The 10,859-nt window shown below is 59.1% G+C and carries 8 protein-coding genes; 6 read left to right on the top strand and 2 right to left on the bottom strand.

Annotated elements, in window-relative coordinates; all coding sequences use genetic code 11:
* The first annotated feature begins 440 nt into the window (after positions 1–440).
* From rpmH to GQR90_RS17485, 6 genes are all read left to right on the top strand, one after another.
* Positions 441–575 (top strand): 50S ribosomal protein L34, encoded by a 135-nt coding sequence (gene rpmH / locus GQR90_RS17510; RefSeq protein WP_024951036.1) that lies wholly within the window; start codon positions 441–443, stop codon positions 573–575.
* Between the two features lie 11 nt (positions 576–586).
* Complete coding sequence (gene rnpA / locus GQR90_RS17505) at positions 587–976, top strand: ribonuclease P protein component (RefSeq protein ID WP_024951035.1); 390 nt, start codon at positions 587–589, stop codon at positions 974–976.
* A 118-nt stretch (positions 977–1,094) separates the two neighbouring features.
* Positions 1,095–2,759 (top strand): membrane protein insertase YidC, encoded by a 1,665-nt coding sequence (gene yidC / locus GQR90_RS17500; RefSeq protein ID WP_158775189.1) that lies wholly within the window; start codon positions 1,095–1,097, stop codon positions 2,757–2,759.
* A 201-nt stretch (positions 2,760–2,960) separates the two neighbouring features.
* A complete protein-coding gene (gene mnmE, locus GQR90_RS17495; protein WP_158775188.1) occupies positions 2,961–4,376 on the top strand; it encodes a tRNA uridine-5-carboxymethylaminomethyl(34) synthesis GTPase MnmE in 1,416 nt (471 codons plus the stop codon).
* A gap of 113 nt (positions 4,377–4,489) precedes the next feature.
* Positions 4,490–6,379, top strand: coding sequence for an ABC transporter ATP-binding protein (locus GQR90_RS17490; RefSeq protein ID WP_158775187.1), 1,890 nt, complete (start codon positions 4,490–4,492; stop codon positions 6,377–6,379).
* Positions 6,376–8,172, top strand: a complete 1,797-nt coding sequence (locus tag GQR90_RS17485; protein WP_158775186.1) for an ABC transporter ATP-binding protein — start codon at positions 6,376–6,378, stop codon at positions 8,170–8,172. The genes GQR90_RS17490 and GQR90_RS17485 overlap by 4 nt, the downstream gene beginning before the upstream one ends.
* Positions 8,173–8,293: 121 nt before the next feature.
* Here the strand turns inward: GQR90_RS17485 and GQR90_RS17480 are convergent, their stop codons facing one another.
* Positions 8,294–9,874, bottom strand: a complete 1,581-nt coding sequence (locus tag GQR90_RS17480) for a 23S rRNA (adenine(2030)-N(6))-methyltransferase RlmJ (RefSeq protein ID WP_158775185.1) — start codon at positions 9,872–9,874, stop codon at positions 8,294–8,296.
* Positions 9,875–10,124: 250 nt separating this feature from the next.
* Positions 10,125–10,787 (bottom strand): OmpA family protein, encoded by a 663-nt coding sequence (locus GQR90_RS17475; RefSeq protein WP_158775184.1) that lies wholly within the window; start codon positions 10,785–10,787, stop codon positions 10,125–10,127.
* Positions 10,788–10,859 lie beyond the last annotated feature (72 nt).

Here is a 10,859-nt window from a genome sequence, read left to right as displayed (position 1 = left end):
ACAGGACCCGTATCTCACGAGATACCTGCATCACCTGACAATGATTGACACACCATGCAAAACATCTCCCCGTCGTCTCGCCATGCCCTGCGGACTCAATGCTTTTTGACCTGGGACTTTTTACCTCTCGATGACAAGCTGCTCGAGGTGGTATCCAGGACCTCCTGATAATGTTGGCAAGGCAAACCAAGTTTTTTTACCCATCTACATTCGACTTCGAATCCACCATCACAAGACAGGAATCGCCATCTGGCGGGCGGCGCGGCGCACAAACAGACTGAAATACCATCAACCGGCTGTGGACAACTTTCGACTCGACATTGCAAGCCACTTGTAGATTCACTAGAATCCCTGCCCCTGACCAATCTGCCCTGTCCTCATGTGGATACAGGGCAACATTCGTTGACCTTTTCCAAACAACCACGTGGGAAGAAGCAGCTATGAAACGCACATTTCAGCCGAGCGTCCTTAAGCGCAAGCGCACACACGGTTTCCGTGCTCGTATGGCGACCAAAGGTGGCCGTGCGGTCATCCAGCGCCGTCGTGCGAAAGGCCGTAAGCGTCTGAGCGCCTGATCGAGGCCCGGATGTCCCGTCAGGGATTTCCCCGGCAGCTTCGCTTGCTGACTGCCGGGGATTACCGGCACGTCTTCGATCACACCATCCTCAAGGTACACGGCAAGGGGCTTTTGGCCCTGGCCTGTCCGAATGACTTGGGACATGCCCGCCTGGGGTTGGTGTTCAGCAAGAAGAACGTGCGCCGTGCCGTAGATCGCAACCGCCTCAAACGTCTGACGCGAGAATCCATTCGCCTCCGCCAGCAACGCCTTCCGGCCATCGACATTGTCGTTTTGGCCAAACGAGGTGTGAATGAGCTGGATAACGAGACTCTGCATCGCCAGCTTGACGGCATGTGGTCTCGTCTGGAGAAGGATGCCAGACGCCTGAAAGCGGCTAAGTCAACGCCACCTGCCTGACGCGACACCTTCCCGGTGCGTCCGGCATGTGGCGTTTTTTTCGTTATACGCCCATCCGTTCGTGACCGGTCTCATCTGACTCCCGCCAGATTGATTCACCCTCCAACGGGCATACACAATGGACGTCAAACGATTACTCCTCGTGATTCCGCTTGCGGTTGTCGCCTATCTAATGGTGATCCAGTGGAACAAGGATTACGATCAGCCGGCTGCGGAAACACAGGCTCCCCAGGTCGCCACTCAGGCTGCCAAAGCGACTGCTCAGGGCCTAGAAGCTCCGAGTAGCAGCGCTACTGCCGACAATGCTGCAGGCCTCTCCACACCGGACACCGCTGCCAGCACTCCGAGCAGTAATCTGATTGAGATCAAGACCGATGTGCTTGATCTGCGCATCGATCCGCAGGGTGGCGACGTGGTCTACGCTGCACTGCTCGAGCACAAGCAGAACAACGCCTCCGAGTCTCCCTTCGTCCTGCTGTCTGATAACCAGTCACGCAGCTATGTGGCCAAGTCTGGCCTACAGCTGGATGGACACAAGGGACGTATCGCCTTCTCCGCCGACAGCAACAGCTATACGCTTGGCGAAAGCGAGAAGAGTCTGCAGATCAATCTGAAGGCTGACGTCAATGGCGTTGCGATCATCAAGCGCTTCACCGTCAGCAAGGACAGCTACCAGCTCAAGGTAGACTATCTGTTGGACAACCAGTCTCAGCAGCCGATCAGCGCTCGCTTCATTGGTCAGCTGGCACGCGATAACAGCGCAGACCCGTCTACCGGCGGCGGCATGGGCATGAAGTCCTATCTGGGCGCGGCCTTCTCTTCTGAAGAGAATCACTACCAGAAGGTCGACTTCGACGACATCCAGGAGGGCAGCTTCAAGAATGCCGACATTCAGGGGGGCTGGGTGTCCTTGATCCAGCATTACTTCGTGTCTGCCTGGGTCCCGAATGAGAATCAGAAGAACCTGTACTACACCAGCATCGACAAACAGCAGCGCAACGTGGCGGCATTTGCCAGCCCGAGCACGCAGGTCGCTGCCGGCCAGCAAGCTGAGTTAGGCGCCACGCTGTACGTTGGCCCGAAGGATCAAGACCAGCTTGAGGCCACCGCGCCTTACCTGGAACTGGTCGTCGACTTCGGTTGGTTGTGGTTCCTCGCCAACCCGCTGTTCTGGCTGCTGGAGCATATCCACGCACTGGTCGGTAACTGGGGTGCCTCCATCATCCTGTTGACCGTGCTGGTCAAGGTTGTGCTGTTCCCGCTGTCTGCGACGGCTTACCGCTCGATGGCCAAGATGCGCAAGATGGGCCCCGAGATGCAGCGCATCAAGGAAAAGCATGGCGGCGACCGCCAGAAAGTCTCTCAAGAGATGATGAAGTTCTACCAGACGGAGAAGATCAATCCGCTGGGCGGCTGTCTGCCTATCGTCATTCAGATGCCGGTCTTCATTGCCCTGTACTGGATGCTGATGGAATCCGTTGAGCTGCGCCATGCGCCGTTCATGCTCTGGATTCAAGATCTCTCGATGAAAGATCCGCTATTTATCCTGCCGATCATCATGGGCGCTACGATGTTCATTCAGCAGCAGCTGAACCCGACACCTCCGGACCCCACCCAGGCGAAGATCATGAAGATGCTGCCTATCGTCTTCACCTTCTTCTTCCTGTGGTTCCCGGCGGGCCTGGTCCTGTACTGGATCGTCAACAACACGCTGTCGATCACCCAGCAGTACTTCATCACGCGCCAGATCGAAAAAGCCGAGCCGGTCAAGAAAAGCATCTAACGTGCTTTACTCCGCCTCGACATGATCGATGCATGACTGACACGACCCTCGCCTCTGGCGGGGGTCGTGTCGTTTCAAGACAGCACACCGCAAGCCGGCCTCGCCTCGACCAATTACCCTCACTTGCTGTCACGGGGCACCAACCGCGACAATACGTGCCATCTCTTCTTCACTTTCTGGCTCCCTGCCCGAGGTCTTCGCATGTCTTCCGTCTATCAGCCCGACTCCATCGCTGCGCTGGCCACTCCACCGGGTCGTGGCGGCGTTGGCATCATCCGTGTCTCTGGCCCCGCCTGCCAGGCCATTGCCAGCGCCATGCTTGGCCAGTGTCCAGCGCCTCGCTACGCGCACTACGGCCCCTTCATGGGCCTGGATACCACAGGCAGTCCCATCGCGCTCGATGAGGGGATCGCACTCTTCTTCAAGGGGCCGAATTCCTTCACTGGCGAGGATATACTGGAGCTACAGGGCCACGGTGGACCAGTCATCATGGACCTGCTGCTGGAGCGCTGCGTTCAGCTTGGCGCACGCCTGGCACGCCCGGGTGAGTTCTCCGAGCGTGCCTTCCTCAACGACAAGGTCGATCTGGCACAGGCCGAGGCAATCGCTGACCTGATTGATGCCAGCTCACGGGCTGCTGCCGAGAACGCATTGCGCTCATTGAAGGGCGAGTTTTCAACTCGCGTTAGCGCCTTGGTGCAGCGCCTGATTGAGCTGCGCATCTATGTCGAAGCGGCTATCGACTTCCCCGAGGAAGAGATCGATTTTCTCGCTGATGGTCATGTCGCTGCCCGCTTGACGGAGGTCAAGGCAGAGCTGGCCGGCGTGCGGGCTGCTGCCAATCAGGGCGCCTTGATGCGCGAGGGCATGACGGTGGTGATCGCCGGACGTCCCAATGCTGGCAAGTCGAGTCTGCTCAACGCACTGACCGAGCAGGACACCGCCATCGTCACCGACATCGAGGGCACCACCCGTGACGTGCTGCGCGAGCACATTCATCTCGACGGAATGCCGCTGCACATCATTGATACTGCCGGCCTGCGCGACACACCCGATGCCGTTGAACGCATAGGAGTGCAGCGTGCATGGAACGAGATTGAAAAGGCGGATCGCGTGTTGCTGCTAGTAGATGCGGCAACGACCGAGGCGACGGATCCCATGGAGATCTGGCCAGAGTTTGTGGCGCGTCTGCCAGACCCCACCCGCTTGACACTGGTTCGCAACAAGATCGATACCAGTGGTGAAACGCCAGGGCTGACAGATGCGAATACTGATACGGGCAATATTGAACAGGCACGCCATAAAGCCAGCGTGGTGCGTATCTCTGCACGCGACAATCAGGGCCTTGGGGCACTACGCGATCATCTGAAGGACATCATGGGCTTCACTGGTACTGCCGAGGGCCGCTTCAGTGCCCGCCGTCGTCATCTGGATGCGCTGGAGCGCGCCGGCGAGTCACTCGACAATGGTGAGGCTCAACTGCTCGGTGCCAGTGCGGGCGAGTTGTTGGCCGAAGACCTGCGCGCTGCCCAGATGGCGCTGTCCGAGATTACAGGGGAGTTCTCTGCTGATGACCTGCTCGGCGAGATCTTTGGCAGCTTCTGCATCGGCAAATAACGCGGACAGTAGTGCATGTCTTGTTGCCCCCACACATCGCCACCTCGCTATACTGCCCCTGCCGATCACTCCCGACAGGCGGGGGCAGGGGCGAAGGCAGGACAGGGGGCGATATGGCAGGACGCGAGACACCGGCAACGGTGCAAGATGCCACACAGAAAAGCGATAACCTCGGTACACCGCATACCCTCCCGGACAGCTCCTCGGGCACACCTTCCACCACTCCGCTACGCAGCCTGCTAATCGCCTTCTTCAAACGCCATTGGCCGCGCTACCTGCTGGCCATCGTGTTTCTGATTGGCGTGGCGGGGCTGAATCTACTCTTGCCGTGGGCCATTGGTGTCACCATCGATGCCTTGCGTGCCGGCACGCTGAATCGCGAAGCGCTGATGACACGGCTACTGTGGCTCATCGGAGCGGGAGTGGGGCTCTACGCGCTGCGCTATGCGTGGCGCGTCACACTGTTCGGCACCGCCTACCAGCTGGGCACCGAGCAACGTGATGCCTTTCACGCCAAGCTGACGCGACTCGACCCGGGCTTCTACCAACATCATCGCACCGGCGATCTGATGGCGCATGCCAGCCAGGATATCGATGCCGTGGAGATGGCCGCCGCCGAAGGTGTTCTCTCCAGTGTCGATGGGGCCATGACCTTCGTGCTGGTGCTTGGCATCATGCTGATCGGTATCGATGTTCCCCTGACATTACTCGCGTTATTGCCTTTCCCGTTCATGGCCTGGGCTTTTGCACGTATCTCTACGCGTGTTGGTGAACGCTTTCGAGAGTCGCTTGAGCGCTTCTCTGACTTGAATGATCAGACGCAGGAAGCCTTCGCCGGCATCCGCATGCTTAGAAGTCACGCGCTGCTTGATGATGAGACAACCGCTTTCTCACGGCGCGCAGGCGCCGCTGAAGCTGTCGACTATCGTGTCCAGAAACTCGAAGCTGCCTTTGATCCTGTCGTCTTTATTTCGCTGTCAGTCGCCACACTCCTGACACTCAGCGTAGGCAGCTGGCGCTATCTCGAAGACGCCATCACACTCGGCCAGCTCACCAGTTTCAGCCTCTATCTCGCTCAGCTGATATGGCCGATGTTCGCTCTTGGCTGGTGCCTCAACATCCTGCAGCGCGGTGCTGCAGCCGCTCGACGACTATCGGTATTCCACGCGGCGCCGGAAGCACTTCAGGACAACGGCCTCCGTGATGAAGTATGCGATCACTCACTTCGCCTTGAAGTCAATGAATTCAGATATCCAGGTAGCCAGCAGCGTGCACTCGGGCCTCTATCGTTGCAGGTTTCCGCCGGTGAGAGTCTCGGCATCGTCGGTGCTACCGGTAGTGGAAAGTCGACCCTGTTACGCCTGCTGTCACGTAGCTGGCCGATGACCGCATCGCAAGGGCAGCTCGCGCTAGGTGGGCACGAAGCGAGTGAGTACACACTATCGGCATGGCGCCCGCAATTCTCGCTGGTACCACAGGACCCCTTCCTGTTCGCGCTGTCGGTCGCTGATAACGTCGCCCTCGCCCGCCCCGGGGCGAGTCATGCCGAGATTCGTAGCGCTCTGACAGCCGCCGCCTTCGATGATGACCTGCGTCGTATGCCTGATGGGCTCGACACGCTGATCGGAGAACGCGGCATCACCCTCTCCGGTGGACAGCGGCAACGTTTGGCGCTTGCCCGAAGCCTGCTCACGGATGCGCCTATCCTGCTGCTCGATGACACCTTGTCGGCGGTGGATCAGGTGACGGAACGCGCCTTGCTCACTACACTCGCCCAGTTGCAACAGCCAGATATCACTGGCCGGCGGCGCAGCCTGATCATCAATAGTCACCGCCTGTCGGCAGTACAGGCCTGTCAGAGCATTCTAGTACTGCAAGACGGGTGCATTCTGGAGCAAGGCAACCACGCCACTCTCTTGGCCGCTCAAGGAGCTTACTGGCGCCTGTGGCAAGTCCAACAAGCGAGTCGCGAGACTGATCGCCCTGCAGGAGAGCACTCATGAGCACTTCTGACGCCTCCCGCCTGCCCGGCCCAGTTTCCGCTCGCCTACTCAGTCGCCGTCGGCTGGCGCTGCTGTGGCGGCCACTGGCGGCGCGCCGAAGTGCGGTCGCGCGCGCCATGCTGATACTTATCGCGGCCACCGTACTGGATGTGCTCGGCCCATGGCTGACCCAGCGCTATCTCGACGACTACCTGATTCCCGGCAATCTCGCGCCAGAGGCGCTCATGGGCCTACTGGGGATCTATGCCATCACTCAGCTAGGCGCGGCAGCTGGACGCTATATTCAACAACTACGCTTTTCCCGACTAGCTCTTGCCAGTGTTCGCGAATTACGTGAGCAAGTATTCACTCACCTGCTCCATCTTCCGCTAGCGAAGCTCGATAACATTGCTGCTGGCGAGCTGGTCGCACGCGTCACCAACGATACCGAGTCGCTCAAGGAGCTGTATGTCGGCGTGCTAGGGACACTGGTCGGCAACGTAGTGCTGTTGATCGGGATTCTGTCAGCAATGGCACTGATGGATGGCACACTCGCGATGATCGCCATGATGCTCATCCCGTTAGCCATCGGGGTGACCTGGCTCTATCAGCATTTCTCCGGACGCGCCGCCCGCGAAGTGCGTAGACTTCGTGCGCTGCAGAACGCGCGTATCGCCGAAGCCATTGGCGGCATGAGCGTGCTGCAGGCCAGCAACCAGACAGAGCGCTTCAATCAGCGCTACCACCTGCTCAATATTGCCCAATACCGGGCGCGCATGCGCACGGTACGCGTTTCGGGCCTACTGCTGCGCTCGGCCATCGATCTAATGGCCATGCTGATCACCCTCACACTCGTCGCTGTATTTGGTCTGCGAGAGTTGGGGGGTGGCGCCGAACTCGGTGTGCTCTATGCCTTCATTGCCTGGCTGGGCCGCATCAGTGCGCCCTTGATTGAGATCACCCAGCGCCTGCAAGTCTTCCAGTCAGCACTCGTGGCAGCGGGACGTCTTGAAGAAGTACTCGACCAGCCTCGTGAAACCTCGCAGGCAGCATCAGGAGAAGTAGAAGGCAGCAGCTCGATAGCAAGTGGTCACTATCGCATTGACCAGCTTGAATTCAGGCATGCAGGGGCTGATAACGTGACATTGGATGGCCTTACACTGACGATTGATAGCGGTGAGTTTATCGGTGTGGTCGGCCCTACTGGCAGCGGAAAATCCACCCTCCTCGATCTATTAAGTGGACAGCGCCCGGTACCGGGTGAACAGCTGATGCTGGACGGACGCCCGCTTGGTGATTGGTCCTCGAACCAGCGAGCCCATGCCATTGCCGTCGTGCCTCAAGAGCCATTCATCCGCGCTCGTAGCTTGCGTGACAACCTGCTACTAGGCCGTGAAGTCGATGAGGCCCACCTGAATGGTGTACTGAAGAAAGCACACCTGGCACCGCTGATCGCTGGCCTCCCACAGGGGCTCGACACCCTGCTGGGAGAGCGTGGTTTGAGTCTATCCACGGGTGAGCGCCAGCTACTCGCACTCGGGCGCGCACTGATAACGACCCCACGAGTCCTGCTGCTGGATGAGGCTACCGCCAGTATCGATAGCCATACCGAAGCACTTCTGCAGCAAGCGCTACATGAGTTACGGGGCGAGGTGACCTTGATTGTCGTGGCCCATAGGCTGGCCACTGTGCGCGATGCTGACCGCTTGCTGGTCCTGGAACAAGGACGCATCACTCAGCAAGGGACGCATGACGAACTGATGGCGACGCCAGGCCTTTATCGACGTCTGTGGCAAGAGGATATCCCCCACTGACCTCGACACACGTTCACATGAACGCAAAACACCCCCACAGGCGTGACCTGTGGGGGTGTTTTGGCATGACAAGATGATGCATCACAAAGAGGGGCCATGTGACTGGCACCTCTTCAAGCCATCAAGGCTTGCGTGGACCACGCGGCTTGCCGCGGCCAGCATTATGCTCGGCTTTCTCGCGCAGAGCGCGTGCTTCGCGTGCATCCAGTGGCTTACCGACTTCGGCAGTCCCTTCAGGACGCTTCTTGGGTGCGTATTTTTTCGGTAGTTTCGTCGTGCTGCTCGGATTCACCTGGCCATCGCGACCGATAGCAGGCGTGCTGCGCATATTGACGCGCGTCGTGCTCTCCTTGCGATCATTGCCCGGCATGCTGGAAGACCAATCGCTCCAGCCTGACTTATCCTTGCCACCCGCCTCCCCCTTGCCACGCGGACGAGCAGGCTCTGCCCGCGAGGACGAGCGCTCCGAAGGCTTATCGATGACACGCTTCTCGCTCGGTGCAGAGTGACCATGCACCTGATCCTTGACCTGCGCCTTGATGCTGGTCTTCGGCTTGGCGGTGGCCGAGTGGCGCTTGCCCTTGGATTTCGGCGTCGCACTATCGCTGCGCACGCGAGGCTTGGCCCAGCCCTCACCACGCTTGAGCTTCTCGCGCTTGGGCTTGGGCTGGGTCACCTCGACTTCGGTATCGCGCTTGACCTTCTGATTGAGCTTGCGCAGCGACAGCAGACGCTCACGCGGCATGGCCTTGGGCTCATTACGTGCGCGCGCCACCTCTTCCGTCAGCCACCAGAGGCCTTTGTGCTCGACAGCCACTGATTGCGGTGCCGGCAATGCAGCCTTGAGCACTTCAACCACTTCCTGCATGGCAGTGGTGAATAGGCGGTCAAACTGCCACGGCGGATTGATCACCAGCATGCCGGAGCCGTACATGCCGTGCTCACCTTCCGGCGTATCGATAAGCAACTCACTACGCCACATCGGTGCCGGCGACTGCTTCTTGAGCCGCTCGAGAAGGTCATGCTGACGCCCTGCCGGCAGCATGGGATACCAGATCATGATGGTGGCGTGGCGTGACTTGCGTAGCGTCTCTACTACTACCTCCGCCACATCACGATATTCGTTCTTGAGCTCATAGCTGGGGTCGATCAACACGGCCACACGCGGGGTCGTGACCGGTACCGCTGCCAGCAGACCAGAAAGGCCGTCCTGCTGACGACGCATGACCTTGCCGAGACTGTCACGCTGCACCGGCGCTTGATCAAAGTGATAGATCTCGCCTGGATGCAGCTCATACGCCAACAGTCTGTCACCACGACGCAGCGACTGGCTCAACCACCACGGCGAGCCCGGATAGACACTCAGGTCGCTGGCAGTATGCTTCCCGGCATCGGGCTGCATGTCGGCCAGGCGGGCCAGCCAGCGAGTGACCGGCTTATCCGTCGCTCGCTGCTGCATCTCACCGCTCTCGCTCAGCCACTGGCTGCGCGCCTGCCACAACGGCAGAACACCCTGCTCATACTCGCGCAGCTGTTCTGTCTCGGGTGCCGCCAAGGGATACCAGCCACGACCTGCGTGAGTATCAATGAACGTAACGGGAGATTCTTTACGTAATAGCTGTTCTGCTAGCGTATTGGCCAGTAGATGCTTGTGCAGGTCGGCAAAGTTGCCTGCATGATAGGCGTGCTGATAGGCGAGCAAGAGCGCCTCCTTGATACGGCAATGTCTGCGACGTCTTGCAGGCCGGCAGACGGAAATCTGGGGGCGGCGTTAAGGGAAGGCCGCCGAGGGGGCTGAAGGATAGCAGAGATGATGCACCATCGCCGGAAAAGCCATGCTTCATACGCAATAAGGCCCGCGCCGGAGCGCGAGCCTCTCTTTCACATGCGTTGACTTCGATGCTCACTTCCATAGCGCTGTACCTGATGGCATGGCACAGCACGGGAAACGATTAGCTCTCCAGCGGCGTCAACGTGATTTCGACACGGCGATTCTGAGCACGACCTGACGTCGTATCGTTGGACGCCACTGGGCTGGCTTCGCCATAACCGCGCATGTTCAGGCGATTGAAGGCGATACCACCACTGGCCAGATAGTTACCCACTGATTGAGCGCGCAGCTCAGAAAGATTCTGGTTGTAGTTGGAGGCGCCGGTGGAATCGGTATAGCCCGCGATATTGACGCGGGTCTCATCGTATTCCTTGAGTACCGTGATCACACCATCCATGACCGGCTGAATCTGGCCAGACAGGGTGCTGGAATCAGACCCGAAGGTGACGTTGGACGGCAGATTAAGGATGATCTGGTCACCAACACGCGTCACGCTGACACCAGTACCCTGCAGTTGATCACGTAGCTTGGCTTCCTGCACATCCATGTAATACCCGATACCGCCACCGGCGGCGGCACCGGCGGCAGCACCGATCAATGCCTTGTCCAAACGGTGGTTGCCACTCTTGGTGGCACCTGCAATCGCGCCTACGACAGCACCGATACCGGCACCCTTGGCAGCACTGGAGGTCTGCTTCTCATTGGTGTACGGATTCGTCGTGCTACAACCCGCCATCGCGACGACAGCTGCCAACGGTAATGCCAGAAGTACGGACTTCTTCATGGTAACGCTCCCTATCTTCACTCTCATAAAAGGCAATCGTGCAAACAATCGTCAGACTGACAATGATGCCTG

The organism is Cobetia sp. L2A1 (assembly GCF_009796845.1).
Lineage (GTDB): Bacteria > Pseudomonadota > Gammaproteobacteria > Pseudomonadales > Halomonadaceae > Cobetia.
This window is presented reverse-complemented; position numbering and strand designations above follow the sequence as displayed.